Origin of the sequence: Chryseobacterium sp. KLBC 52 (assembly GCF_003347605.1) — a bacterium.
Classification (GTDB): domain Bacteria; phylum Bacteroidota; class Bacteroidia; order Flavobacteriales; family Weeksellaceae; genus Chryseobacterium.
The window spans coordinates 291,283-318,145 of sequence record NZ_QDFZ01000002.1; the positions used below are offsets into that span (position 1 = coordinate 291,283).

Annotated in this window: 19 protein-coding genes; 5 read left to right on the forward strand and 14 right to left on the reverse strand. The window is 37.0% G+C overall.

Translation table 11 applies throughout. The features are described 5' to 3' along the window. The first annotated feature begins 5 nt into the window (after window positions 1–5). On the forward strand, window positions 6–635 hold the full coding sequence (gene coaE, locus DDF69_RS02960) for a dephospho-CoA kinase (protein ID WP_114819459.1): 630 nt from the start codon (window positions 6–8) through the stop codon (window positions 633–635). A 138-nt stretch (window positions 636–773) separates the two neighbouring features. On the opposite strand, the gene DDF69_RS02965 is transcribed toward coaE, so the two are convergent. The 12 genes from DDF69_RS02965 to lpxB all read right to left on the reverse strand — a co-directional run bounded on the left by DDF69_RS02965 (window position 774) and on the right by lpxB (window position 20,963). Next, on the reverse strand, window positions 774–5,204 hold the full coding sequence (locus DDF69_RS02965) for a GEVED domain-containing protein (protein ID WP_114819460.1): 4,431 nt from the start codon (window positions 5,202–5,204) through the stop codon (window positions 774–776). A 167-nt stretch (window positions 5,205–5,371) separates the two neighbouring features. Further along, entirely contained in the window at window positions 5,372–8,404 is a 3,033-nt protein-coding gene (locus DDF69_RS02970) for a reprolysin-like metallopeptidase (protein WP_114819461.1), read from the reverse strand. Window positions 8,405–8,680: 276 nt separating this feature from the next. Continuing rightward, the gene (locus DDF69_RS02975; RefSeq protein WP_114819462.1) at window positions 8,681–9,346 is read right to left on the reverse strand and encodes a DUF6048 family protein; all 666 of its coding nucleotides are present in this window, start codon (window positions 9,344–9,346) and stop codon (window positions 8,681–8,683) included. After that, window positions 9,312–9,788 carry a DUF6452 family protein gene (locus DDF69_RS02980; protein WP_114819463.1) on the reverse strand — a complete coding sequence of 159 codons (477 nt, stop codon included), beginning with the start codon at window positions 9,786–9,788 and terminating at the stop codon, window positions 9,312–9,314. Before DDF69_RS02980 ends, DDF69_RS02975 begins: the two co-directional genes overlap by 35 nt. 31 nt (window positions 9,789–9,819) lie before the next feature. Next, window positions 9,820–11,232: a 23S rRNA (uracil(1939)-C(5))-methyltransferase RlmD gene (rlmD, locus tag DDF69_RS02985; protein WP_114819464.1), complete on the reverse strand. Its 1,413-nt coding sequence runs from the start codon at window positions 11,230–11,232 to the stop codon at window positions 9,820–9,822. Between the two features lie 108 nt (window positions 11,233–11,340). After that, on the reverse strand, window positions 11,341–12,882 hold the full coding sequence (locus DDF69_RS02990; protein WP_114819465.1) for a TlpA family protein disulfide reductase: 1,542 nt from the start codon (window positions 12,880–12,882) through the stop codon (window positions 11,341–11,343). Between the two features lie 308 nt (window positions 12,883–13,190). Beyond that, a complete protein-coding gene (locus DDF69_RS02995; RefSeq protein WP_034693080.1) occupies window positions 13,191–13,958 on the reverse strand; it encodes a succinate dehydrogenase/fumarate reductase iron-sulfur subunit in 768 nt (255 codons plus the stop codon). Between the two features lie 24 nt (window positions 13,959–13,982). After that, a complete protein-coding gene (locus DDF69_RS03000; RefSeq protein WP_114819466.1) occupies window positions 13,983–15,995 on the reverse strand; it encodes a fumarate reductase/succinate dehydrogenase flavoprotein subunit in 2,013 nt (670 codons plus the stop codon). 15 nt (window positions 15,996–16,010) lie between these two features. Beyond that, window positions 16,011–16,673, reverse strand: a complete 663-nt coding sequence (locus tag DDF69_RS03005; protein ID WP_034693075.1) for a succinate dehydrogenase cytochrome b subunit — start codon at window positions 16,671–16,673, stop codon at window positions 16,011–16,013. 145 nt (window positions 16,674–16,818) lie between these two features. Beyond that, window positions 16,819–18,591 (reverse strand): ComEC/Rec2 family competence protein, encoded by a 1,773-nt coding sequence (locus DDF69_RS03010; protein ID WP_114819467.1) that lies wholly within the window; start codon window positions 18,589–18,591, stop codon window positions 16,819–16,821. A 141-nt stretch (window positions 18,592–18,732) separates the two neighbouring features. Beyond that, a complete protein-coding gene (locus DDF69_RS03015; RefSeq protein ID WP_114819468.1) occupies window positions 18,733–19,824 on the reverse strand; it encodes a glycoside hydrolase family 99 protein in 1,092 nt (363 codons plus the stop codon). A gap of 35 nt (window positions 19,825–19,859) precedes the next feature. Next, on the reverse strand, window positions 19,860–20,963 hold the full coding sequence (lpxB, locus tag DDF69_RS03020; protein ID WP_114819469.1) for a lipid-A-disaccharide synthase: 1,104 nt from the start codon (window positions 20,961–20,963) through the stop codon (window positions 19,860–19,862). 78 nt (window positions 20,964–21,041) lie between these two features. Between lpxB and DDF69_RS03025 the strand changes: the two genes are divergently transcribed. Both DDF69_RS03025 and DDF69_RS03030 read left to right on the forward strand, forming a co-directional pair. Continuing rightward, a complete protein-coding gene (locus DDF69_RS03025; RefSeq protein WP_114819470.1) occupies window positions 21,042–21,551 on the forward strand; it encodes a DUF2480 family protein in 510 nt (169 codons plus the stop codon). A 110-nt stretch (window positions 21,552–21,661) separates the two neighbouring features. Beyond that, entirely contained in the window at window positions 21,662–22,318 is a 657-nt protein-coding gene (locus DDF69_RS03030) for a DUF937 domain-containing protein (RefSeq protein ID WP_114819471.1), read from the forward strand. A 60-nt stretch (window positions 22,319–22,378) separates the two neighbouring features. Here DDF69_RS03030 and DDF69_RS03035 read toward each other — a convergent pair whose 3' ends face one another. Both DDF69_RS03035 and DDF69_RS03040 read right to left on the reverse strand, forming a co-directional pair. Continuing rightward, on the reverse strand, window positions 22,379–22,498 hold the full coding sequence (locus DDF69_RS03035; RefSeq protein ID WP_079243310.1) for a 30S ribosomal protein THX: 120 nt from the start codon (window positions 22,496–22,498) through the stop codon (window positions 22,379–22,381). 120 nt (window positions 22,499–22,618) lie between these two features. Further along, window positions 22,619–24,013 (reverse strand): MATE family efflux transporter, encoded by a 1,395-nt coding sequence (locus DDF69_RS03040; protein ID WP_114819472.1) that lies wholly within the window; start codon window positions 24,011–24,013, stop codon window positions 22,619–22,621. A 112-nt stretch (window positions 24,014–24,125) separates the two neighbouring features. Here DDF69_RS03040 and DDF69_RS03045 point away from each other — a divergent pair, with 112 nt between their 5' ends. Together DDF69_RS03045 and aspS are read left to right on the forward strand one after the other, a co-directional pair. After that, window positions 24,126–24,488 (forward strand): ankyrin repeat domain-containing protein, encoded by a 363-nt coding sequence (locus tag DDF69_RS03045; RefSeq protein ID WP_114819473.1) that lies wholly within the window; start codon window positions 24,126–24,128, stop codon window positions 24,486–24,488. Window positions 24,489–24,626: 138 nt separating this feature from the next. Continuing rightward, complete coding sequence (gene aspS / locus DDF69_RS03050; RefSeq protein WP_114819474.1) at window positions 24,627–26,381, forward strand: aspartate--tRNA ligase; 1,755 nt, start codon at window positions 24,627–24,629, stop codon at window positions 26,379–26,381. Window positions 26,382–26,863 lie beyond the last annotated feature (482 nt).

The window sequence follows — 26,863 nt, forward strand, 5'->3', positions numbered from 1 at the left end:
TAATCATGGAAGAATTACATTCAGAAACACAACAGACAGAGCCGGAACCAGCACCCAAGATCATTGGTTTAACAGGAGGAATAGGTTCAGGAAAAACTACAGTAGCACGCTTTATAGAGGAATTCGGTTTTCCGGTTTATTATTCCGATGACAGAGCCAAAGCCATTGTCAATGAGAGTGAAGACCTGAAAATAAAAATCAAGGAACTTCTTGGTGAAGAATCTTATGATGAAAACGGGTTGTATGACAGAAAATTTGTGGCTGATCAGGTTTTTAATAACAGAGATCTGCTTCAGCAATTGAATGAGATCATCCACCCCGCTGTAAGAATTGATTTTGAAAACTGGGTAAAGAAACAAAGCAAATATTTAGTTTTTAAAGAAACAGCTTTATTGTTTGAATTGAAACTTAACAGACAATGTTATAAATCTCTTTTAGTAACTGCTGAGGATAATATCAGAATTAAAAGAGTAATGGACAGGGATAACAAAACCTATCGCGAGGTAGAAGCTGTCATGGAAAAACAGATGCCTGAAAGGGATAAAATTAAAATAGCAGATTGTATCATTTACAATAATACCAATCTGGAAGAACTAAAAGAACAGACTGAAAAAATAGTTTTCAGTATTGAATAAAAAAGAACTCGTTAGAAGCTTTTCTAACGAGTTTTTTTATGCAAAAAAATAATTTCTGAGGGATTATTCCAATGAGATATTTTAATAAAAAATAAGCCTCCATTTCTGGAGGCTTATTCTATTTGAAATTTAAATGACTTATTCTTTGATAAATTTCTTTTGGGTAGTATTACCGTTATCATCGATATCAATAACATAAACACCGTTAATCAATCTGCTTACATTGATCTGGTTGTTTAGTAAGATACCGTCAGCAATAACCTGCCCGGCAGCATTGTAGATCTTGTATTTAGCTCTTTTGCTAACATTTTTCACAAACAATACTGAGCTTACCGGGTTAGGATAAATCATCACACTTGTCTGATCAATTGGATTAGCAACTACCGGTTTAGAGATTCTTACCGTGTAATCCTCTACTTCTCCGTTTTTGAAGTCTGTACAGTTTACTGGGATGCCGTCTCTAGACATGGCTACTCTCATCACTACATACTTGTAATCTGTCATGCTTACAAATGCATCTGCAGGTACATTGAATTTACCTGAAACAGGGCTGTTTGAATTGGGTGAAGAAGTGAATACTCTTTCGTTGATGTCAAACTCTCCGTTTCTGTTGAAGTCAATCCAAACTGCAATTCCTTCGTTGTAAGTAGTTCCTGTCCATTTTTTCTCGATGATGATCTCATTGTCGGTTGATCCCTGGATCATTTCGATGAATGTTTTAGGAACTCCGGTATAATCTGTATAAGTAGATGCTCCGGATTCGTTCTCCATTGTTTTCTTACCTGTAGGCTTCACTGTCACTTTAGAGATATGCTCTCCTGTAGAGTTTTCAGCCTTCATCTTACAGTAGATTACTGTAGGCGTTGTAAAGTAGTAAGGAGGAGTATAGTTTCCTGGCGTACCATTACAGATATTTACTACCTGCATTTCATATTTTGTTAATTCTGTAAGACCAGTCAATACAAGGTTATTAACTAATGATGGTACTTCTGTCCAACTTGGAATACCCACTTTTCTATATCTAAGAACATACGTTGCTCCCGGGAACGGATCCCACTGGATAGCCGCTGATGTAGGAAGCAATTGAGTAATTGTTAATCCCGGAGGCGGAATCTGACATATTCTTTCTGTCGTAAATACTTTAGGGTTAGAATATGGATTTAATGTAGTTTCACCGTTACACTGGTTAGCAATCTGCACTTCATAAGTTGTATATGGCTCTAAAGGAGTTACACTTCCTAATACATAAGTATTTGCAGGAGCTGCCGGTAAACTTATAGTAGCCCATGTAGTAGTACCTACTTTTCTCCATCTCATTGTATACGTAGAACTTGCCGCAAGCGGAGACCACGTAATCAATGCCGTTGTTGGAGTAATATTTGTTACAGTTACATTTGGAGGTGTAGGATCACATCTGGTAGTGAAGGTCTTGATTGGAGTTGCGGTTCCAACGATATCTCCACAAATTGCTGCTACCTCTACTTCATAAGTAGTAGCTGGTGTCAATCCACTGATTACCAGCGGAAGGTTACCCAATTGTGCTGAAGCATATACTTGCGTCCAAGCTGTTGTTCCCTGAACTCTGTATCTTACCACATAGCTCACTCCTGCTCCTGTGATGGTTACTGTAGCTGTTGTATGCGTTGTAGTAAATGTTGGAGCGTTAGGAGTTGCATTGCTACAAGGTCTTATTCTTACTCTGTAGTCTTCCACTTCTCCATCTACTGCATTCTGACACATTGTAGGAGCACTTGTACGTTTCAGTACCACTCTCATTGTAGTTGTCAATGGTCCTGTGTAAGCATTTGAAGGAACAGCAAAAGTAGCTGTTACCGGAGTAGTTGTGTTAGCTGGAGATATTAAAATTCTCTCAGCATCTGTAAACTGTCCGTTTCTGTCAAAGTCTATCCACGCTGTTACAGCGTCGTTACCCGTTGCACCAGTCCATCCTTTTGCAACAGAGATTTTGTTATTCTGAGAATTTACATCTAAAGTAACAAGAGTCTCGGCTGTAGTATAGCTGATATAGTTGGTTTGTACTGAAGTATTATTCATTGGTGGAACTCCAAGATTCGAAGAGGTAATGGTTACATTCGAAATATGGTCATTCGTACCGGTACCTGTCATTGGACAGTAAGTTAACGGAGGTGTTGTGAATGTTACTGTTGACGAGTAAGATCCAGTAGAACCGTTACAAGTTGTAGAAACCTGAACATCATAATTAGTCTGTTCTGTAAGACCAGTTATTCCATAGAAGTTCTGACCAGCAGGAACTGTAGCTGTTTGCCAAGCTCCACTTGGAGAAACTCTCCATCTGATATTATAAGTAGCTCCTGTTGTTGCAACCCACGATACGGTTGCTGTAGTAGCACCAATATTATTCACTGTAATATTTGTTGGAGCAGCTGTTGAACAAGGCTGAGCATCTACAAATTTTACTGCATAATCTTCTACTTCTCCCTGAGTGAATGTTCCACAAGGATTGGCGTTATCAAAATATCTCATTACTACACGCATACGGGTAGGAAGGGTTCCCGTATAAACATTACCACTTGCAACGGTAGGTACTGCGAAAGTAGCTGTTACCGGAGTAGTTGTATTGTATGTAGTATTAAGAATTCTTTCACTGGTTTCAAATGTTCCGTTTCTGTTAAAATCTACCCAGGCTGAAACTGCATATGAAGAAGAAGAACCTGGCCAGTATTTATTTACAGAGATTTTATTATTTCCAGAACCTCTTTCAAAGATTACTACTCTTGTAGCATCTGCCGTATAATCTTTATAATTGTCAGATCCGGAATTACTCATCATAATAGGAGTATTCGTAGGAGTAACAGTTACATTATTAATATATCCGCTTGTTGCAGTATTACTTGTAGGGCCTGCAGTACAATAAGTAAGAGCAGGTGTTGTAAAGGTAATAGTTGGTGAGAATGCACCTGTTGTTCCTCCACATACCGTAGCTACCTGTACATCATAAGCAGTCTGCTCCAATAATCCGGTAAGAATTTGGTTACTGATTAATGGGGTATTTACTGCAATTTGCTGCCATGCTCCGGAAGGAGAAACCCTGTATCTTACTATATAAGTAGCTCCTGTAGTTGATGTCCAAGTAACATTTGCCGAAGAAGGAGTTACGTTGTTAACCATGATATTGGATGGCGGTGCTGTAGAACATCCTGCCAAATCGATCAGTTTTACTGCATAGTCTTCAGTTTCACCATAATAATAAGTTCCACAAGCGTTAATAGGGCTGTATTCATTTAATACAACACGCATTTTTGTCGTCAGGTTTCCTGTGTAGGCACCACCGGCAGCAGTTGGTACTGTAAATGTAGCGGTAACCGGAGTTGTTGTATTACTTGGTGAAGTAAGTACTCTTTCAGTTGCTTCAAAAACACCATTACGGTTAAAGTCAATCCAAACTCCTGTTAAGAAGCTATATTGAGTTCCTGGCCAAGCTTTTGAAACTGAAACGGTACCTGTACCTCCTCTTACCAAAGTAACTACTCTAGCAGGATCTGTACTGTAATCTGTATAGCCGCTCTGGCCAGAGTTGCTGTACATAGACGGAGCTCCCTGTGCATTCACAGAAACCTGATTGATATATCCGTCAATATAGGTACTTGTAGCACCGGAAGTACAATAAGTAAGTGCAGGGGTTGTAAAGTTGACACTGGAAGAGAATGCTCCCTGTGTACCTCCACAGATAGTCGCTACCTGAACTTCATATTGAGTCTGCTCAGTCAATCCGGTAATAATCTGGTTTGCGACCATAGGAGTCGTAACATTGATTGTTGTCCAAGCTCCCCCTGAAACAGGTCTGTATCTTACAACATAAGTGGCACCTGAGGCAAGATACCATCCTACATTAGCAGAAGTTGTTGTCAGGTTTGAAACTGTAATATTGGTAGGTGGCGCTGTTGAACAAGCTGCAAGCGGGTGGCTTTCCAACTGTATTCTTGGAATATCTGCAAGTCTGTCTTTTGCAGAAGGCGGTGCTGCAGGGTCCGGGTTTGCACTATCTTCATAATAGATTATCCCTCTATTTGCTCCTGCATTATATGATCCCCAGGCCGTACCCGGAGAAGATGCATAATCGGGAGTTTTTTCATTTACGGCAACCACAAGATTGTCTGTTCCATTCCATAAAAATGGTGTAGACAATTGAAGAGTTACCCAGCTTCCGTTCGTTAAGTTAGGTAAAACTCCGTCAAACACCTGAGTCATAGAACTTACCGGAACCCAGTTTGTATTGGATGTAAAGCTAGTCTGGGTTGTGTTTCCCATATATACCACCCAATCCTTATATACAGCCTGAGAGGCTGCAACGGTGGTGGAATAAAACTTTATAGCCGTGATATAGTTCGACGTACCAATGGCAGTCGTAAGTTCCGCAGCCGTATAGATCTGCTGGGAATAACTATACCCATAATAGGAACGTATGGGGAGATACACAGAGGTACCCGTTCCTGTCCCGATCTGTCCTGCCTGAGCCGAGACTTTGGATACAAAGCCTGTGCAAATCAAACAGAGAAACAGAATTAAAGAGGTAAAGAATTTCTTCATAATGTTTTCATTATAATATTAATCACACAAATCTAATCATTTTTTATTATTAATTTATAAGTACATTTATGTTTTTTTTATAAAAAAATAACAAATTTATTACTTATGCTCTAAATAAAGAAATCCCCGGGACTTCCCGGGGATTTACTAATATTTAAAGGTTATCTTTATTTCTTGATAAATTTAGATTTGAATTGTTCAATTCCTTTATCATCTATTGTAATAATATAACCACCTTTAACTAAAGCTGAAACATTAACCTTTCCATTATTGATATTTCCTCTGTCTACTAATTGTCCAGCTGCACTATAAATCTTATAAGTTGCTTTATCTGAAACTTTAGTAATATTCAGAACATCAGTTGCAGGGTTTGGATAAATCTGAATACCATTATTTTTAACAGTACTTTCAGAAGTAGCAAGGTTACCTGTAATCACTACGTTATAATCCTCAACCTCACCATCGAAAAGTTCATCACAAACATAATCTGAAGGTAATGATAAACCAACGTTACCACCTCCAGTTCCAGCACCTACATAGAATGCTACAACTCTCATTCTTAACGGCTGTCCTTCTACTGCATTCGCAGGAATTGTAACGTTCCCACTTACTACAGTTGATGGCTGCGTTAATGTTACAGGATAATTCAATACTCTTTCTGAATCACTGAAAACACCATCCTTATTAAAGTCTATAAATGCAGCTACAGTATCATAATCAGCACCACCGGAGTTCCCTACAGTAACAGACATAGGGTAAACATTCCCTTTTGTTAAGTTAATCTGAAGTGCTGTATTTGTTGCATAGTTTGTATATGTACTATTTGCAGAAGTGTTATTTACATTCGCAAGTGTTACATTGGCAATATACTCATAGTCTGCACTCGTTGAAGCAGCGGCACAGTAAGAAAGTGCAGGTGTACTGAAGTTTACAGATGCAGAATATGTTCCTACTGTAGTACCACAAACTAAAGCTACCTGAACTTCATAAGTAGTACCATCAATTAAATTACTTAAGTTGATTGAAGGAACTGCTGTATCAGCTTCAGTCCATACAGTTGTACCTACTTTTCTGTAACGTACTTTATATGTTGCGCCTGTATAAGACATCCAAGATACACTTCCTGAAGACACCGTAATGTTACTTACAACAACGTTAGTTGGTGCAGCACTGCTACAAGCAGATAGAGGTGCAATACTTACAGGTCCTACTGCATAGAAAACATTTCCTATTGAAGAAACTCTTACTTTAATTGTCTGACCGTTCAATGAAGAAGGGAAAGTAAAGTTTTCAGATCCGTCGTTAGGTGTTGACGCAGATAGTACCGTCCAGGTTGTTCCGTTATCTGTAGTATAATCAATTTTTACATTAGCAACATTATAAGGAGCTGCATTGGTATTGGCAACAATCCATTGAACCGGAGTTGGCGTATTTACATCAGCATATTGGTTCGCTAATCTGAATGGGCCATTATCTCCTACAACAATAGTCTGAACTTTAAAAGCAGATTGCTGTTCAGCTACATTGGAATTATTATCTCTTACCGTTAATGCAAAATTTGTAGTTCTTGCCGTAGTAGATACTGCTTCCCAGGTATTGTTTGCATTATTTAATACTCCGTTCATTACAGACGTAAATTTCGGGAAATATCTTGTTGGGCTTGCGTTTGGAGCAGCAGATCTGAATGAAGCTCCTGATGTTGTATTTCCTAAGTTATATTTATCAATAGAAACTAAAGCATCATCTACCTCTTCCCAAGAATAAGTCATTGGGTCATTTTCAGGATCTGTAGCACTACCTGTCAAGGCAAAAGCAGTACCTTTTGGTATAGTATATGTTGGCAGATCAGCAATTACCGGTGGGTTATTGGTAATGGTAGTTTCTACGTCACAAGTTTTTGCAATTAAGTTCGCCTGTACCTGACCGATACTTGCTTTATGGAAATAAGGATCAGAGTTTTGCTGAACATCTGTATCAGGACCGGTAATACCAGCATATCCCATAATAGTAGTTCCTGAACCAGGTTCCATATTTACTCCACTTCCTTCAAGATTATGAGAGAAAGTATGGTTAGCTCCTAACTGGTGTCCCATCTCATGAGCTACATAGTCGATATCGAAGCTATCCCCTGATGGAATTCCATTTGCAGGAGAAGTAAACCCTGAACCTTTTCCTTTAGGAACTGAAGTTGTAGGATTAATACATACACATCCGATACATCCGGCGTTTCCTCCACCTCCTGATTTACCGAATAAGTGTCCGATATCATAGTTGGTATTTCCTACATTATTTGTCAAAGCCGTTTGCAGTTGTGTATTCCAAGCTCCACCCGCTCCGGTTGCAGCAGCAGAATATGGATCAGTAGCAGGATCAATATAAATTACATTAGGAAAGTTCTGTAAATTCAAATGCAATGCAAAGTCTTTTTCAAAAACCCCATTTACTCTGGTTAGAGTATTATTGATAGCAACAATTGCAGGAGCTCTTTTCTGATCATCCGTGGCAGTAGCAGGTACACCAGCAAGTCCCATAAAGTATTGCGTGTACTCACCCGTAACAGACATTGCCAGTCTCATTGTTCTGTATTTTTTATCAGAACTTTTGTTAAAAGTTGTTGGCTGATTAGTGAACGACTGTCCGTTTTTTAATAGAGCATCTATTTCCTTCTTAGCAGCAGGAGATTCTTCTGTAGAACACAAGAAACCGTTTTTATCCTTTTTTGTTTTAGGATGAACAGCATACACTGTTTTGTCTGCTGAAGCAGGATCAATAAATTCATATTTATCTCCATGGATAATCATTGACTGAAAATCATTAGGAGCGATACTGAATCTTAAGTATTTGGTAGGGTCATCTACACTTGTTCCAACATAAGATCCTAATTCATACTTGTCTGCCAGTTCTTTTACAACTACTGGAAAACTGTATACATTAAACCTTTCAATCTTCCCACTCATTGTAGGAAGAGAAATTACTACAGGAGTGGAATTTGTTCCCATTTCCTGTGCATTCTTCAGCTGAGATCTCAGTAAGTTCAGGTCCAGTTTATAGTACCCGTTACTTCTTACATTAGATTGATCTACTCTAAATCCTGTACTTCTTTTGTTATCGTCTCCTTTTTTAAGAGAAGTGGGTGTCCATTGGCCGAACACTGCCCCTCCTATACAAGTTAACATTAAAGCAGTAAATACTCTTTTCATAAATTAAAACACAATTATAATTTCCGCCAAATATAACCATTTTACGACTCAAACAAATAAAATAACTTAATATTTTTTAATATTATACATACAACTAGCACAATCATTAAAAAAAATTCAAAGCGAACAACAAGATTAAGTTTGTATTTTATATATTGTAAAAGTTAATGATTATCATTTCTAAAAATTATAAGTAGCATTCATTAAAAAAACCACAAACTTTAGAATAATTAAAGTTTGTGGTTTTTATATTTTAAACGGTAAGAGCTGTTATTTCTAAAACTTATAAGCTATATTCCATGCAAATCCCATATTAAACTTTGAGGAACTTTTTCCAAACCCGGGAACTATCATCGGAGAGATGTCATCCTGCTTGGAAGTGTATACCATATATCTTGGCTGAAGATTCACATCAATATAAAAATTAGAGCTGAATAGCTGCACTCTTCCTCCTATAGTTCCTTCCAGCCAAAAAGAAGACTGTGAGGATGAAGGAAATGCTTCAGAGGAGTTACTTCCCCCAAATCCACGAACGGGAACAGCCATATACTCCTGATTATAAAATGATCCAGCCACTTTTCCTCCGGCATAAAATCCGTTGAATTCATTTTCCGCATCTTTTGCAAGCATATAGAATGCTCCCAACTTAACGAAAGGACCGCTTGCCTTAGCATCGTAGCCATTCTTCTGATATACGTTTTTCTCAAAACCGGCTTCCGCAATAGCATGAATACTTCCTTTGATCTTTGAGGAAATAAATCCCTGATACAGCTTTCTATCCGAAAAAAATCCGGCTCCTGTATTCAATACATCAAGGCCAACCATAAAATTAGGTTCATATTTTTCGTGAACCTTCTTTTCTGCTTCCTTTTTTTTGTCTTGTGCCCAGCTTATTATTCCAAATAAACTAAAAAGAAAGGTAAAGATTAGTCTTGTCTTCATTCTCTATTTGATTTTGTCCGGCCTCCACTTTCAGCACCGGGTTAGGAGTTACTAATTCTGAAGTTAAATTCTCGTAATACTTTTTGATTCCGCATCCCGGAGATACATAGGTCGATTTTGTAGTATAATTAATTCTTACTTTAGATTCCGTCCCCTTTTTGGTAAGTTTAAAATAAACGTCTGTATAAGGAGAGTTATCTACCCGTAGAGGAATTAACCTGGAATCAGTCTTTACAGCTACTCCCAAATCTACCTTTCCTGCACCATAATCTACTGCAACATAGAGAGAGTCCAGAGTAGTCTCTTTTCCACTGTCCATATCTCTGTAGGCCACCTTCATTCTGGGAGTTCCTTCTCCGCTTTCACAAATATCATCGTCACCCCCACAGGAAACAAGCATTCCTAAAAAGCAGATCGCTATAAGAAATTTAAAGTACTTCATATTAAGATTTGAAATTCAAATTTAAATAAATTTATTTTTTAATCAGTAATGCAATGTTTTCTACATGGTGTGTCTGCGGGAACATATCTACCGGTAAGATCTTCACCAAAGTGTAATGTTCTTTCATTAAAGCAAGATCTCTTGCCTGTGTAGCAGAGTTACAGCTTACATAAACTACTTTTTCCGGTGAAAGCTTAAGAATCTGTTCTACAACCTTCTGATGCATTCCGTCTCTTGGTGGATCTGTGATCAATACATCTGCTTTAGGATGATTGGCCATGAATTCATCATTAAAGATATCTTTCATATCTCCACAATAGAATGTTGTATTTGTTAAGCCGTTCAATGCAGCATGTTCTATTGCCGCATCTATGGCTTCCTGTACAGATTCTATTCCGATTACCTGCTTTGCATTTCTTGCAACATACTGAGCAATTGTTCCTGTTCCTGTATAAAGGTCATATACTACTTCATCACCTTTCAGATCTGCAAACTCCAGTGTTTTTCTGTATAGTTCCAACGCTTGTTTATAATTGGTCTGGAAGAATGATTTCGGTCCGATCTTAAACTTCAGCCCATCCATTTCTTCCATAAGGTACCCTTCTCCGAAGTATACATTGATGTTTAAATCATAGATAGAGTCATTCTGCTTAGGATTGATGGCATATACCAATGTTTTAATCTGCGGGAACTTTTCTAATAAGAATTCAAAAAGCTTCTCTCTGTTTTCTTTTTCTTCTCTGTAAAGCTGGAAAAGAACCATCCATTCTCCATGAGAGTTCTGTCTCATCATTAAGGTTCTTAAGAAACCTTCCTGATTTCTTACGTCAAAGAAATCCAAACCATTATTAACTCCATATTCTTTTACAGCCAGTCTAATAGCATTGGAAGGGTCTTCCTGAAGGAAACATTCTTTCAAGTCAAGAATTTTGCTCCACATGCCGGGAATATGAAAACCTAAAGCATCTTTGCTCCCGAAATTTTCTTCAGAACTGATTTCGTACTGAGTAAGCCATCTTGCATTGGAGAATGAAAACTCCATTTTATTTCTATAAAAATATTGTTCTTCAGATCCTAGAATTGGCACGGTTTCAAACTCATCAATTCCTCCGATTCTTTTGATATTGTTATAGACTTCTTCCTGTTTAAAATCAAGCTGTTTTTCATAGCTCATGTTCTGCCACTTGCATCCTCCGCAAGTACCGAAATGAATACATTTAGGCTCAACTCTGTACGGTGATTTTTCAAGTACTTCAATTGCTTCGCCTTCATAATATTTCGACTTTGCTTTTTTCACTCTCACATTCACAATATCACCAGGAATTGCGCCTGTTACCATTACCGTTTTACCTTCTTCTGTTTTTCCTATTGCCACGCCTTTTGCTCCGGCAGTCAACAATTTTATATTTTCAAGAGTCAGATCTCTTTTTTTCTTCCTACTCATTCTAAAATTTTCTATTTTCCTAATGGGAACTTTTACATTCCAGTTTGCAAAAATACAATAAAAAAAACCTTATCCGAAGATAAGGTTTCTATACTGTGTTAAAGTTTATTATTTTGTTGGAGCCGGCTGTGGATTTGCTGGCTGTGGAGCTTGCTGCATTGCAGATGGATCAAGCTGTAATTGTGGCTGCATTTGTGCATTTGGATCTACCTTCGGTGCTGAAAGACCTGTTTGTTTATCCAAAATAGTCACCAATTCCTGCTCACCAAGGTTTACGAAAGATCTGCTGGCAATTTTACCATCTTTATCAATAATGACAAAGCAAGGTAATTTGAAACCATATACTCCGTATTTCTTAGCAATATCAGAGTTCAGTCCTCCTTCTCCATAAACATTTACTCCCTGAATTCCTTTTAATAAAGAATTGCTTGTTTTAATGAATTGATCTTTTGTATCGTCTACGTTTACAAAAACAAAATTCATTTTCGACTTATAAAAGTTTACCACTTCTTTTAATACAGGTACAGTAGCTTCGCTAATGTAAGGATTCCATGAAGCATAAAAGAATAACATATAAGGTTTTCCTTTGTTTTCAGAAAGTTGATATGCTTTTCCGTCTTGTTTTGCTAACGCTGCTTCTGGAGCTGCTTCTCCGATTTTAAGTCCTGTAATAGCAACCTGCATTTTTAAAAGGTCACTTTTAATCGTAGCATCTTTAATATCTGTATCGATGATCTTTTTAATCTTGTCAATATTGGCTGCAGGAGTTGTTGGATGAATATCCGCCTGAGCCATTACAAATGCAAGTAGATAATCTTTTGCAGTTTGAGATAAATCTTTTTTTGTTTTTAAATACTGAGCGAACATCTCAGAAGTTGTAATCCCAGTTTTTCCTTTGCTGTTTGCTTCCGCATACTTCTGGAAATCCGGAGTCATTTTTACAAGAAGATATTGTCTGTAAAGAGGAATTGTTTTTACCATTCCATCTTTGTCTGTTTCTAACTGAGTTTCGTAATCTTTGAAAGCCTTAGAAGATTTGTAAGAAGGGTTTCCGGACATCTGGCCATGAGACATTTCATAGTTGGCAAGCAAGTTAAGAATGGTTACTTTCACATCGTTTTTCTTCCACTCTAAAAGTCCTTTGCTTGGATTATTTTTCTTGGCAAGATCATCCACATTCTTATTAATATCTGCTTCAATTTTATGCATTCCTTTCAAAAATGCAGCTTCGTCTCCACCCATTAATACCGGTAAATTTACTTTGCTACCATAGTCTGCCAAGAATTTCATACTTGCTGTAAGGAAGTCATTATTTTTTTTAGCATCTCCGGTAATCACATATTCATTTGGGAAAGTAGCTCCGTTTCCTGAGATATTTACTTTTTGTCCACCTTCAAGATAGATCAGGCTTTGTCTGCCAGCGTAATTGATTACGTACATTCCATCTTTAGGAGCGTCAAAATTTCCTGAAAAGTTTCCGTCTTTATCCAGACCTATATTAATTAAAGGCAGGGTTCCTACTCCTGAAGCTTCTACAAATTCAATTCTTTCTAATGGTGAGCTTCCGGTAATTTTTCCTTTTACTTCTACTTTTTTTGAACAAGACATCACAAAGAATGTGATGATAAACAATAAAAGATATTTTTTCATTTCAATTTTTAATATTACACAAAAATACGCTTTTTAGGGCTTGTTAATTCACTCTGATAATTTTTTTTAAAAATTTTATTATTACCATTCAAAAGGGATATTCCAATTATTGAGGGCTATCTTTTTGAAGGTAAAAAGTATTTGAAAGTTTTTTCAGAAAACGATTCAATTACCTCCCAAATATATACTTAATAAATAAAGAATAACGAAGATCAATCAATAAGTTAACAAACTTTAACAGGATCATCTTTTTCATAAAAAAATCGCCTCCAAAAATGAAGGCGATTTTTTATGTATTTGAATCAATTCTATCCTTGATCTGCAAGAGCAGCCATGTACTCTCTGTTCATTCTTGCGATGTTTTCAAGAGAAATACCTTTAGGGCATTCTACCTCACATGCTCCGGTATTTGAACAGTTTCCGAATCCTTCTTCGTCCATAGCCTTCACCATGTTCAGAACTCTTCTCTTAGCTTCTACTCTACCTTGTGGAAGTAATGCATACTGAGAAACTTTTGCTCCAACGAATAACATTGCAGATCCGTTTTTACATGTAGCTACACACGCTCCACATCCGATACAAGCTGCAGCATCCATTGCTTTATCTGCATCTTCTTTCGGCACAGGAATAGCGTTAGCATCCAACGTATTACCAGAAGTGTTCACAGAAATGAATCCTCCTGCTGCCATTACTCTGTCGAATGCGCTTCTGTCCACCATCAAATCTTTGATTACAGGGAAAGCAGCACTTCTCCAAGGTTCAATAACGATCGTCTCACCATCTTTGAACATTCTCATGTGAAGCTGACAAGTTGTAATACCAGTATCAGGTCCGTGAGCTCTACCATTGATGTAAAGAGAACACATACCACAGATTCCTTCACGACAGTCGTGGTCGAAAGCGATAGGTTCTTTTCCTTCGTTAATTAAGTTTTCGTTCAGAATATCCAACATCTCCAAAAATGAAGAATCTGTAGATACATCTGATATTTTATAGGTCTCAAACTGACCTTTAGTTTTACTATTTTTTTGTCTCCAAATTTTCAGCGTAAGATGTAAGCCTTTTTTTGCACTCATAATGTTATATTTATAGGTTGGAGATTATTTATAACTTCTAGTTTTAACCTCGATGTTGTCGTATATCAATTCTTCTTTATGCAACACTTCTGCATTGATATCGTTTCCTTGATATTCCCAAGCTCCGACGTATTTGTAGTTTACGTCATCTCTTTCCGCTTCTCCATCCGGAGTTGAATGGTCTTCACGGAAATGTCCACCACAAGATTCATTTCTGTGTAGTGCATCGATAGCCATTAATTGTCCAAGTTCAAGGAAGTCTGCTACTCTGAATGCTTTTTCAAGCTCAGTGTTCATCCCTTCTCCTTCTCCTGGTACTTTTACGTTTTTCCAGAAATCGTTTCTTACTTCTTCAATTTCTTTGATTGCTTCTCTTAATCCTTCAGGAGTTCTTCCCATTCCAACTTTATTCCACATAATGTTTCCTAACTGTTTGTGGAAATAATCTACAGAGTGAGTTCCTTTATTGTTTAAGAAGAAATCAATTTTATCTTTAATTCCTTTTTCAGCTTCGTCAAACGCTCCTGAGTTTGTAGGAATAGCTCCTGTTCTGATATCTGCAGAAAGGTAATCTGCAATCGTGTAAGGAAGTACGAAATATCCGTCAGCAAGACCCTGCATCAATGCAGAAGCACCCAATCTGTTTGCACCGTGATCAGAGAAGTTAGCTTCACCGATTACGAAACAACCCGGGATTGTAGACTGAAGGTTATAATCAACCCATACACCACCCATTGTATAGTGAACTGCAGGATAGATTTTCATTGGAGTTTTGTAAGGATCATCAGCAGTAATTTTTTCGTACATTACGAATAAGTTACCGTATTTCTCCTCTACCCAGCTCTTACCTAAATCGTAGATCTGCTGATCTGTAGGATTATGAATATGTTTTTCGATAGCGGCTTCTTTACCTTTTTTCATGATCTCTGTAGAGAAATCAAGGTAAACACCTTCCTGAGTATCATTATTTTCAATTCCGAATCCAGCATCACATCTTTCCTTAGCAGCTCTGGAAGCAACGTCTCTAGGTACAAGGTTACCGAATGCAGGGTATCTTCTTTCCAAATAATAATCTCTATCTTCTTCTTTAATATTTTCAGGTCTTAATTTACCTTCTCTGATGGCTACTGAATCTTCAATTTTCTTAGGAACCCAGATTCTTCCTGAGTTTCTTAATGATTCAGACATCAAAGTCAGTTTAGACTGCTGTGTTCCGTGAACAGGAATACAAGTCGGGTGAATCTGTACGTAGCAAGGGTTTGCGAAGTAAGCTCCTTTTTTGTGAATTTTCCATGCAGCAGAAACGTTGGATCCCATGGCATTGGTAGAAAGGAAATATACGTTTCCGTATCCTCCTGAAGCAATTACTACAGCGTGAGCAGAATGTCTTTCAATTTCACCTGTTACAAGGTTTCTTGCGATAATCCCTCTTGCTTTTCCATCAACAATAACAAGATCTAACATCTCATGACGGTTGTACATTTTGATTCTTCCTTTACCGATCTGACGGCTCATTGAAGAATAAGCACCTAATAATAGCTGCTGTCCTGTTTGTCCTTTTGCGTAGAAAGTTCTTTTTACCTGAACCCCACCAAATGAACGGTTATCCAGCTGACCGCCGTAATCTCTCCCGAAAGGTACCCCCTGGGAAACACACTGGTCAATAATGTTTGCAGAAACTTCAGCTAATCTGTAAACGTTGGCCTCTCTTGCTCTATAGTCACCACCTTTGATGGTATCATAGAATAATCTGTAAGTAGAGTCACCGTCTCCCTGGTAATTTTTAGCTGCGTTGATCCCTCCCTGAGCTGCAATAGAGTGTGCTCTTCTTGGAGAATCCTGGTAGCAGAACGCTTTTACGTTATATCCTTGCTCAGCCAATGTAGCTGCAGCAGAACCTCCTGCCAAACCTGTACCTACAACAATAATATCAATCTTATCTCTGTTGTTTGGTGCAACAAGGTTCATATGGTCTTTATGATTTTTCCACTTGTCTTTAAGAGGACCCGCTGGAATTCTTGAATCTAATTTACTCATACTAGTATATTGATATTATTGAGTTATAAAATGGAAAACTGCAACGATGATAAATCCTGCAGGGATAAGGATTGAATACCATGTCCCGAAAGCTTTGATCACCGGCGTATATTTTGGATGTCTTGCACCGATAGACTGGAATGAAGACTGGAATCCGTGCGCTAGGTGTAATCCCAGTAGAACAAAAGAGATTACATACAAAGCTACTCTCCAAAGGTCAGCAAACTTTTCATGAAGTTCCGGCCAGAAACGTTCTGCATCAGGAGTTAATCCTTCTACATACTTGTAATTAATTTCGTGTAGCCAGAAATCATATAAGTGAAGCGCCAAGAAAGCTAAAATAACAGCTCCTGAAATAATCATATTTCTGGACATCCATGAAGAATTCACTGATGCGTTGTTAGCTGCATACTTTACCGGACGCGCTTTATTATTCTTGATCTCAAGCACAAATCCCATTACAAAATGGAAAATTACTGCAAAACCAAGAATAGGCTGCATTAAGAACTGCACAAAAGGATTATAGCCCATAAAGTCAGATGCTGTATTGAATGCATCTTTATTTAGAACTGATAACAAATTGGTTGTCAAATGCAGTATAAGAAAAATCAGCAAAAACATAGCTGATAATGCCATAGCGTATTTTCTACCTATCGTAGAACTCGTTAAACCTGCCATATAAGTTTAAATTTGAATTTCCACAAAATTAAGAAAGTTTAACAATATCGAAAAGTGAGAAATCTCACAAATAGACAGTTTGTAATCTTTCTAAATAAGATTTTCACCCATTATAAATACAGGAAAATGGCTAAATTCAGAACCATCATTTGAGATCATAAATCTTATTCCTGAAAACTACTTTTTGAATGGTAGGTGACAAGGTTTTTATCTCAAAATGATCTACCCGTCTGGAGGCACAATAAGGGTTGACTAAATACTGTAAAATCTTCGTCTTATTTTTCATATCCGAAATCCAGAAACAGACTCTGGCCCCATTTTTCACTGAAAAAATTTTGTTTCTGTTGAATTGATGAACCAATATCTCTTCCTTCCGATTTTCAAAAGCCGTAATTCCGCTTCTTATCATGAGAAATAGTAAGGCTGTCATTATTAATCTCATCGCATTTTTCACATTAAATTTCAGTATGGCTGCTCTCAGTAAATAGACAAACAGGGATACTGACATCACTTCTATCTCATTCATTGGGATATTTTCAAAGAACAGCACATCCACCTCAGCAAACCAATGAATTACCTTCAGTAAAAACTCAATAATCCCGTCATACATACCATTTATAAGTTCAAAATCAATCCCAAAAGAAATAAGAACCGTTATTAGAAAGGAGAAAATAATAATGATCTCAGAAAAAGGCACGATCACAAAATTGGCAATGATTGATATCAATGAAAACTGATGAAAATAGTACAACACCAGAGGTAGCGTTGCCAGCTGTGCAGACAAAGATATTGTAATCGTATTAAACAGAAGTTTTTTAATATAATTATCCTGTTTTGGGAAGTATTTCAACAGAGGCTGATTCAGCCAGTAAATCCCCAAAACAGCCAAAAAGCTAAGCTGAAAACCTACATCAAAAAGCTGCTGGGTATCTCCTAATAAAATAAAAAAAGCAGATAAGGCCAGTGAGTGAAGCAGATCCGGCTTTCGCTGAAGCAAAACAAAGATGAAATAAACACTCAACATGATGCAGGACCGCAAGACTGAATTACCAAATCCAATGAAAGCAGCGAACAACCAGATAAAAACCAAACTGAAAATAACCGCATATTTTCTGAATTGTAAAGGAGCAAACCGGATGAGAAAAAAGTAGAACATTCCAAAAATAACCACAATATGAGTTCCGGAAATAGCCAGGAAATGAACCAGCCCTGATCTATTGAAATCTCTGACAGTACCTGCATCAATCTCTGTCCTGTCCGCCAGAATAATACCTTTTAAAAATTCTTTAGTTTTTCCTGAAATTCCTGTTTCATCAATTCTGTTAAGAACATCGAGCCTGTATTGTTTAAGCCAATCTGCCCATGTTAAGTCGTTCCTTTGCGCAGATACCATTCCTTCTGAAATATAGATCTGGTAACGGATATGCTTCCTGTTTAGATATTGTGCATAATTAAACTGAAAATCATATGGTGGTGCCTTAGGTTGCGTAATATAAGCATCAGCTTTGTAGTAGTGAATAAAATCCAGCGCCTCCTCATTTTTTGGAACATAAAAAATTGCATTGAAAGTTGTACTGTCTTTCCGGGCTATTCCTTCATATTTTCTATATTTTTCAGAGGAATTTAATTTCTGAGAGATCTTAAATGAAACCGTTTCATGCTTCTTCATCAGAAGCTTACCAACTGGTGAAGAAGTGTTATAGAAATGAAGAACAATTCCCCCTCCAAACAACAGAAACATCAGGAAAACTGTTTTGATTTTATGCAGAAGATAAGAATGAAAGCAGATTAAAACAAGCAGAATTAAACAAGTTACAGCAACCCCATCAATCAAAGATTCTCCCAATGGTATTTTATCCTGAAAAAGAATTCCAAGAATAAAACATACTGCCAGAATAAGTAAGGGCTGCTTGTGCAATTTCCATTAATTATCCTTTTAAAATAGATAATTAACCGAGAATTTATCAACTCCTAAAGAACTAAATAAGCGCTCTGTATTCATTAAAAATGTCAACAGAACGCTTTATTTTTTGTTTTGAAAATTATGTTTGAAAGTATATTATTTCTTTTTCAAAAATTTATCCGTTAAACGCTTCGTTTCTTTAATATAAAATAAAGGATCTCTCCCGTAATCTTCATATTGGAAATCACCTGCTTTTTTAGGAACAGCAGGCTCTATTTGTGTTCCTTCATGCCATTCATTGAATGAGGTAATGCCAATGAATTCCGGATTTACTTTGATAGCGGCATCAAACATTTTCTCATAATATTTTCCATTGTCTCTGCTTTTGAAATTTGCTTCATTCCACGGACGGATTCTTGTATCAGAATAACCAGGACCTACACACGGAATAAAAATCAGATGATGATCTTTAGCAAATTTGGCCATAAAATCCCAATTAGCCGTTGTACTTCCATATACAAATCCTTCGCTGGCAAAATAGGTATAGAAACCATCAAAGCCTGCCGAATCAAAAAATTCAGCATCATCTTTCTCAACCCAAAGTCCGATATAAAGAGCATCTAAATCCGTGTTTCTGACTGTTCCCTCTCCATCTTTGGATAATATTTTCATCCATTCTTCTTTAGGAATTTTATAGCTGTCATACACATAAAACAGAGGTTTCCCTTCTTTTTTATAGAATGCATGATGATTGGAATACGTTTTTACCAGATAAGAAAGCTGCTCTTTTAATTCTGAAGTATTTTTATAAAAGGGCTCAATGTGAAATGCTATTTTTAAATCAAACCGATCCGCAATATCTAAATATTTGATAAGACTTTTATCCGTAAACGAATCTTTTCCCAGCCAGCTTACAACAACCACTCCTACTCCGGAGTCTTTGATCATTTTCATATGCTGCTCGATGGTTTTCGGATCATTGGAACTGTAATTGCCTAGAGCCGGATAAAAATTTGCTCCGATATCATCTCCTCCTTTATGATGGCCCAGATTATTCCACTTCGGATTGCTCCAGTGAGGAAGGATCTCATGATTCCAATGCTGATACTCTCCGTCTGTTGCCGGATTGGCGTACCAGCCGTAATAAAATATCTGAACTTTATCTCTTGAGTTGCTCTGCTGGGCAAAACTGTTTGAGAAAAATAATGTAAAAGTCAGGAATAACAGAAAGCGGTTACAATAATTCATAGTTAAAAATTAAATAATCAGAAACTCAGTACAAACTATACTTTCAAAATCACGTCAGCAGCATGCTCACTGGCTCCTTTCCCGCCAAGCTTTTCTCTAAGAAGATTATAGTCATTCAGCACCTGCTCCCTTTTTTCTCCTGACAAAATTTTATTGAGCTCTTCAACCAGGTTTTTAGTATTCAGATCATTTTGAATCAATTCTTTCACCACTTCCCTGTCCATAATCAGATTAACCAGAGAAATATAATTGATATTTTTAACCAATCTTTTAGCAATAGCATAGGAAATTTTACTTCCACGATAGCAAACCACTTCAGGGATATTCAACAAAGCGGTTTCCAACGTAGCTGTTCCGGAAGTCACCAAAGCAGCTTTTGAACATCTCAGCAGATCATAGGTTTTATTAGAAACAAAATGAACATTATCATCTACATATTTCTGATAAAATTCTTTTGGAAGACTTGGTGCTCCGGCAATCACAAACTGATAGTTTTGAAACTGCGGTCTTACGGAAAGCATTATTTCAAGCATTTTTTCCACTTCCTGTTCTCTGGAACCCGGAAGCAATGCAATGATTTCTTTTTCATTTAAGCCATGTTCCGATTTGAAATTTTCAACGCTTATTTCCTGAAGATCCGAAATAGCATCCAGCAACGGATGACCTACAAAATGAGAATGTACTCCATGTTTTCTGTAAAAGTCTTCTTCAAATGGAAGGATGACCATCATCTCATCCACATATTTTTTGATAATCTCCACACGACCTTCTTTCCATGCCCAAAGCTGTGGAGATATATAATAAACAACTTTGATTCCCAATTCTTTGGCAAATCTTGCAATTCTCAGATTAAATCCCGGATAATCCACCAGGATCAAAACATCAGGCCTGTTCTTCTGAATATCCTCTTTACAGAATTTGATATTATTCAGAATGGTACGGAGGTTCATCACCACTTCCAGGAATCCCATAAAAGCAAGATCACGGTAATGTTTCACCAACGTTCCGCCCTGAGCTTTCATCAGGTCGCCACCCCAAAATCTGAATTCCGCTTGGGGATCCTTTTGTTGTAAGGCTTTCATCAGATTGCTTCCATGCAAGTCACCGGAAGCTTCTCCTGCAATAATATAATACTTCATTTCTATAGTAAGGATAGAGAACAAATTAAGATAGATATGATCTTAATTCGTAAATTTGTTCAAAGATAATGATAAAAAATGTCAGAAGAATTTGAAATCCGGAATAAAGTTGCAGAAAGCGGCCTTATCAATTTTGACCTTACCACTTTACTGCCAAAAGGGGAAAGAAAGGGTATTGACCTTAAAGATTTCCTTTGGCAGGAAATGATCCTGAAAGAAAAAGATTTCCGCGAAAAGGTAGATGCTATCGATACGGAACAATATAAAGACACTTATGTATACATTTACAATTCTGTTGACACTATTATTCCTCTTTGGGCTTATTTTGTTTTAACAGCAAAAATTACCGATGCAGCAAAGAAAGTAGTTTTTGGAAACCGCGAGGATCTGGAAGTTATTTTAATGCATAATGCCATCCAGACTCATGATTTTGAGGAAATGAGAGGAAAAAGAGTGCTTGTAAAAGGATGCTCAGATAAAGAAATTCCTGAAAATGCTTATATTGAATTGGTAGAACAACTGAAACCTATTGTAAAATCCCTGATGTTCGGAGAAGCGTGTTCAAACGTTCCTATCATTAAAAACTAAAGCTTCTGAAACGCTCTCAGAAACTTTAACAATAATTATGAAAGGGGGTGATTTTGTGAGGCATATTTTTTGATAACTTTGGTGTACTTAATACTAAATAAACACAAAAAATGAGTTTAATTGACCTACTTACAGGGAACACAGGCAACCAGGTTGCTGAACAGGCTGAAAATAAATTCGGAATCAGTAAGAACCAGGTAATCGCGCTGTTAGCTGTTGCTACTCCTCTTATCATTTCTTATCTTAGAAATAAATCTCAGGATGCTAAAGAAGCAGAAGCTTTAAATAATGCTTTAGATAAAGACCATAACGGAAGTATTTTAAATGATGCTTCACAAATTGAAGCAAGACAGGCTGAAGGAGGATCTATTCTTGATCATATCTTCGGTGGGCAAAAAAGTACTGTTGAAAACCAACTGTCACAAAACACAGGAATTTCAATAGACAAAATAGGTCCTATCCTTGCGATGCTTGCACCTGTAGTAATGGGTTATATCGGACAGCAGAAACAACAGAGCAATGTAGGAGCAGGAGGTTTAGGTGATCTTTTAGGAGGAATCCTTGGTAATGCTTCCAATCAGGCACAAGCTCAGCAGTCTAATCCTTTGAATGACATTCTTGGAAGTGTTTTAGGAGGTGGCGGACAATCTCAATCTTCAGGAAATCCTTTGAATGATATCCTGGGAAGTGTATTGGGCGGTGGAAACCAACAACAAGGCGGCGGCGGTTTAGGCAGCATCCTTGGTAATATTCTGGGAGGTAAATAATTAATTTAATTTTCATAAAAAAAGACCGGAGATATGATCTTCGGTCTTTTTTATTTTTAATTACTTTTTAGATTTTTCTGCAGAAGCAGGAAATGATTTTGAAGCTTTTTTAGGTCTTCTTTTACCATAACTTCCGGAATTAATTTTCCCTCTTCTTGATTTTTTGTCTCCTTTTCCCATAGTATTATGTATTTGTTGTCCTACGAATTTAGAAAATACAATACTAAAATCCAATTAATGAAGCTGTTAAAGTTTTATAAATTAGGAAGGGAAGCTGGAGAATTCCATTACCTACGCTTTCTACACTTTTATTGTCTTCCATTTTCCTTTTTTAAATAAGATAAAAGCAACAATAGTAATCAATGTTTCTGCAGCTGGAATTGATATAAAAACTCCTTTGGGTCCCATATCAAGATATTTTGATAAAAAATAGGCCAGCGGAATCTGAAACAGCCAGAATCCAAAAAGATTAACCCAGGTAGGAGTCCATGTATCACCAGCTCCATTGAAGGCATTGATCATCACCATCCCGATTCCATAGAAAATAAATCCTATACTCATAATCTGAAGCGCATTTTTAGCAAAATCTTTAATCGCCATTTCCTGAGTAAAAAAGCTTACTAAAAAATTTCCCATAAAAAGAAAGATCAGACTAACTATCAGCATAAAAATGACATTATATTTCACGGTTTTCATCACCGACTGTTCTGCTCTCAGCATTTCATTCGCTCCCATATTCTGGCCTACCAATGTAGAGGCAGCATTACTCAATCCCCAGGCTGGAAGCATAAAAAACATCATCAATCTTAAAGCGGTCTGATAACCTGCCGATGCATTCTCTCCTCCGGTAGTTGCAACAAGCTCTGCAAGGAAAATCCAGCTGCATGAGGCGATGACAAACTGAAAAATTCCGGGAGTTGCAATTTTTATGATAGATTTAATTAATACATAATCCGGTTTAAAATAAGGTAGTTTAATTCTTATCTGAGTATCGGCTACCAAAAGATGATAGAGCTGATAAATAACCCCAATACTACGTCCTATTGTTGTTGCCAAAGCAGCTCCTGTAAGTCCCAAAGCAGGAACAGGACCTAAGCCTTTTATCAGAATCGGACAGAGAATGATGTTAGCAATATTTGCGATCCATAAACTTTTCATAGCAATCATTGCATTTCCCGCTCCTCTGAAAATCCCATTAATTAAAAACAAAAGCATAATAATGGTGCTGCTTCCCATCATAATTCGGGTAAAATCCTTCCCATAAGCTGCTGCCTCTGGTTTTGAACCCATCAGAATCAGAATTTCCTCAGCATAAATTACTCCAAGTAAGCTTAAAACGAAAGTAATCCCAAAGGAAACGAGTAATACTTGCGCTGCGCTTCTGGAAGCCTGTTCTGGATTTTTCTCACCAATTCTTCTTGCTACCAAAGCTGTGGCCGCCATACTCATCCCAATGGCAATAGAATACATTATCGAAAGTACAGATTCGGTAAGTCCTACGGTCTGGATAGCAAAACCACTTTCTTTCAGATGGCCGACAAAATAGAGATCAACAAGTGCAAATACGGATTCCATAGCCATTTCCAGCATCATGGGAATCGCTAAAAGCAATACAGCACTTCTGATGTTCACTTTTGTAAAATCAGTCTCTTCACCGCTGAATGCTTTTTTCAAAAATTCAATATATTTTGTCATTTCTCAATTAATATTTTATGTAATCCCAAAAATACAAATCCAATTATTAGAAAAACTTAGCAATTGGTAATAAAATTTAATTTAGATTTGTATATTCTTAAAAATTATCCTTATGAAAAAAATAATCTCTACTACTTTTCTATTTGGAATGTTACTGTCCGGCAGCATGTTCTCTGCCCAGAAGATGAGTCAGGAAAAGATGAAAGCCATTTATTCTGATGATATAGTAACATTTAAAAAACAGTTTGCTCCGGGAGATTACAACAAATGTTTCCTTGTGGGAGATCTACTTTATTCCCCCCTTGGCTTCAGTGTAATGTCTGACAGAAAGAATATTATCAACTTCCTTTTGGATAACAAAGCGAATGTGAATAAAAAATGTCAGAATAAAACTCCTCTTGAAGTAGCTGATGAAACAAAAGGCAGTGAAGAAGTAAAGAGAATTCTGATTGCAAAAGGTGGTAATAGAATCTAAAAAAATCTAAAAACAATATATGAAACTTCCGAAAGGGAGTTTTTTTTATTTATAAAACCTGCAAAAATCTTATCTTTGCCAACGAAAAATTCAAGGTTCGGAATTGAACCTTAAACATTGAACTTTAAACAAATAATTATGTTTCGATCACACACCAACGGAGAGCTATCTCTGAAAAATCTGAATGAAGAAGTTACACTATCAGGATGGGTACAGACTATCCGTGATAAAGGATTTATGATTTGGGTAGATCTTCGAGATCGTTACGGAATTACCCAGCTGGTTTTTGACCAGGAGCGCTCTTCTGCTCAATTGATGGAAGAAGCTAAGAAACTGGGCCGTGAATTTGTGATTCAGGCTACCGGAAGAGTTATTGAAAGAGTAAGCAAAAACCCTAATATTCCAACCGGGGAAATTGAAATTCTGGTAGAAAAACTGACAATTCTGAATGATTCTCAGCTTCCACCTTTCACTATTGAAGATGAAACAGACGGAGGTGAAGAATTAAGAATGAAATACCGTTACCTGGATATCAGAAGAAATCCGGTAAAAGATAAACTGATCTTCCGTCACAAGATGGCACAGAAAGTAAGAAATTATTTATCTGACGAAGGTTTCATTGAAGTGGAAACTCCTGTATTGATCAAGTCTACTCCGGAAGGAGCAAGAGACTTTGTTGTACCAAGCAGAATGAATCCTGGACAGTTTTATGCATTGCCACAGTCTCCACAGACTTTCAAACAGCTTTTGATGGTAGGTGGAATGGATAAATATTTCCAGATTGTAAAATGTTTCCGTGATGAGGATTTAAGAGCAGACAGACAGCCGGAATTTACACAAATCGACTGTGAAATGGCTTTTGTAGAGCAGGAAGACGTGATGAACGTATTCGAAGGAATGACCAAAACGCTTATAAAAGATATTACTGGTCAGGAATTCGGAGCTTTCCCAAGAATGACTTTCGCAGATGCGATGAGAAAATACGGAAATGACAAACCGGATATCCGTTTCGGAATGGAGTTCGTAGAACTGAATGAACTGGTAAAAGGAAAAGACTTTAAAATATTTGATGATGCTGAATTAGTAGTCGGAATTAATGTAGAAGGATGTGCAGACTATACAAGAAAGCAGATCGATGAACTTGTGGATTGGGTAAAACGTCCTCAGATTGGTGCTTCAGGAATGGTTTGGGCAAAATTCCAGAATGACGGAGTGAAAACCTCATCGGTAAACAAATTCTACAACGAGGAAGATTTAGGAAAAATCATCGAAAAATTCGGAGCAAAAGAAGGTGACTTAATGTTGATTCTTTCCGGAAACGAAAATAAAGTAAGAGCTCAACTTTCTGCATTGAGAATGGAACTTGGTAACCGTTTGGGACTAAGAAAAGGAAATGTATTTGCACCACTTTGGGTTGTTGACTTCCCTCTATTGGAATGGGATGAAGACACTGAAAGATACCATGCAATGCACCACCCGTTCACGTCTCCAAAACCGGAAGATATCCACTTATTGGAAACTGATCCCGGAAAAGCAAGAGCTAACGCTTATGATATGGTTCTGAACGGAAACGAAATCGGAGGAGGATCTATCAGAATTTTTGACAGAGATCTTCAGTCTAAAATGTTTGACTTATTAGGATTTACCAGAGAAGAAGCAGAAGCTCAGTTTGGATTCCTGATGAATGCATTTAAATACGGAGCTCCGCCACACGGAGGTTTAGCATTCGGATTTGACCGTCTGGTAGCGATTCTTGACGGGAACGAAGTGATCAGAGATTATATCGCTTTCCCTAAGAACAATTCAGGACGAGATGTAATGATCGATGCGCCTGCTTCGATTGCTGATGCACAGCTCGACGAATTAGAATTACAATTGAATTTAAAAGCATAAATGTAAAGCGGGGTATTTGCCCCGCTTTTTTTATATTCTTATTACAGGACTTAAGTTCACTCTAAACTTCCTAATGTTTTATACTGACGATACTATTTCTGAAAAATAAATTTTAATAAAGCAGCATTATTTAGAATCAAAAAACATTACAAATCCTAACATTATTTATCAATTTTCTAACAAAACAAACTATACACTAGTAAAATATACATTTTTACACACTATGTCAAATATTCGTGAAATAATCAAATTTAAAATTTAATAGTAAAAATTAAATTAAAACAATTAAATCAACGAAATAAATACATTTTCCAAATAAAAACCCAACAAAACAATCATTATATTATGTTATATGTAAATATGATTTTTATTAATATATTTACGTTACACAGCTGAATTATAATGAAGACTTCATCAAAACTTAGGAATTGATGTATTTTTATAATCTCATGCGTATGATAATAATATAGCTGTTCATATTT

Excerpts from the sequence above, each read along its gene's own strand:
- lpxB (WP_114819469.1), bottom strand. The coding sequence starts at position 20,963 with ATGAAGTATTATATTATTGCAGGAGAAGCTTCCGGTGACTTGCATGGA.
- DDF69_RS03005 (WP_034693075.1), bottom strand. The coding sequence starts at position 16,673 with ATGGCAGGTTTAACGAGTTCTACGATAGGTAGAAAATACGCTATGGCA.
- DDF69_RS03030 (WP_114819471.1), top strand. The coding sequence starts at position 21,662 with ATGAGTTTAATTGACCTACTTACAGGGAACACAGGCAACCAGGTTGCT.
- DDF69_RS03035 (WP_079243310.1), bottom strand. The coding sequence starts at position 22,498 with ATGGGAAAAGGAGACAAAAAATCAAGAAGAGGGAAAATTAATTCCGGA.
- DDF69_RS02965 (WP_114819460.1), bottom strand. The coding sequence starts at position 5,204 with ATGAAGAAATTCTTTACCTCTTTAATTCTGTTTCTCTGTTTGATTTGC.
- DDF69_RS02995 (WP_034693080.1), bottom strand. The coding sequence starts at position 13,958 with ATGAGTGCAAAAAAAGGCTTACATCTTACGCTGAAAATTTGGAGACAA.
- DDF69_RS02975 (WP_114819462.1), bottom strand. The coding sequence starts at position 9,346 with ATGAAGACAAGACTAATCTTTACCTTTCTTTTTAGTTTATTTGGAATA.
- DDF69_RS03025 (WP_114819470.1), top strand. The coding sequence starts at position 21,042 with ATGTCAGAAGAATTTGAAATCCGGAATAAAGTTGCAGAAAGCGGCCTT.
- DDF69_RS02990 (WP_114819465.1), bottom strand. The coding sequence starts at position 12,882 with ATGAAAAAATATCTTTTATTGTTTATCATCACATTCTTTGTGATGTCT.
- aspS (WP_114819474.1), top strand. The coding sequence starts at position 24,627 with ATGTTTCGATCACACACCAACGGAGAGCTATCTCTGAAAAATCTGAAT.
- DDF69_RS02980 (WP_114819463.1), bottom strand. The coding sequence starts at position 9,788 with ATGAAGTACTTTAAATTTCTTATAGCGATCTGCTTTTTAGGAATGCTT.
- DDF69_RS03045 (WP_114819473.1), top strand. The coding sequence starts at position 24,126 with ATGAAAAAAATAATCTCTACTACTTTTCTATTTGGAATGTTACTGTCC.
- DDF69_RS03015 (WP_114819468.1), bottom strand. The coding sequence starts at position 19,824 with ATGAATTATTGTAACCGCTTTCTGTTATTCCTGACTTTTACATTATTT.
- coaE (WP_114819459.1), top strand. The coding sequence starts at position 6 with ATGGAAGAATTACATTCAGAAACACAACAGACAGAGCCGGAACCAGCA.
- DDF69_RS03000 (WP_114819466.1), bottom strand. The coding sequence starts at position 15,995 with ATGAGTAAATTAGATTCAAGAATTCCAGCGGGTCCTCTTAAAGACAAG.
- DDF69_RS03040 (WP_114819472.1), bottom strand. The coding sequence starts at position 24,013 with ATGACAAAATATATTGAATTTTTGAAAAAAGCATTCAGCGGTGAAGAG.
- rlmD (WP_114819464.1), bottom strand. The coding sequence starts at position 11,232 with ATGAGTAGGAAGAAAAAAAGAGATCTGACTCTTGAAAATATAAAATTG.
- DDF69_RS02970 (WP_114819461.1), bottom strand. The coding sequence starts at position 8,404 with ATGAAAAGAGTATTTACTGCTTTAATGTTAACTTGTATAGGAGGGGCA.